Here is a 552-nt window from a genome sequence, read left to right as displayed (position 1 = left end):
AGCGCAAAGTGCTCGATGCGCAAGCCGCCGAGCTCGATCGTCTTCGGGGGCCGGTGACATGAGCGCCAAGGTTCCCCGGCGCCGGGTTGTCGTCGCTGTCGCCGGGATCGTCCTGGCGGCGCTTGCGCTGGTGTGGACGGGATTCCAGACCGAACGGCAAGGCGCGCAGATCGACGCGCTATATGAAGCGCTCACGGTTGAGCAGCAGGGCGTCGAGGACCGTGGCGAGTCGCCGATCGCGCCTCCCCCAGAGGAGCTGATCGATGATCCGGACGCGGAGATCCCGGCCGGGCCTCCGGGTCCGCCGGGGCCGTCGGGTCCTCCTGGCCCCGGCGTCTCGGAAGACGACCTCGACGCCGCGGTCGCGCGGCACTTCGAGAAATACCCCTACCAAGGTGAGCTGTCGCCTGCCGAGCTCGCCGCCGCCTTCGCCGCGCTCCTCACCGAGCACCCCGACGCGGTCAACGACCAGATCTACGCCGCGATCTCGAGCTACCTCACCGAGAACCCGCCCCCCCCCGGCCCCCCCGGCCCCCACGGTCAAGACGGCGC

At 71.0% G+C, this 552-nt stretch carries 1 pseudogene; it reads left to right on the top strand.

The window, feature by feature from the left end:
• Positions 1 to 58: 58 nt before the first annotated feature.
• A pseudogene (locus ABFX50_RS51065) lies at positions 59 to 552 on the top strand (hypothetical protein); the annotation flags it as partial.

Source organism: Nonomuraea recticatena (assembly GCF_039533245.1).
In the GTDB taxonomy this organism is placed as follows: domain Bacteria; phylum Actinomycetota; class Actinomycetes; order Streptosporangiales; family Streptosporangiaceae; genus Nonomuraea; species Nonomuraea roseola.
The sequence above is the reverse complement of the archived record's forward strand: the minus strand, read 5'-3'. Positions and strand labels throughout refer to the sequence as shown.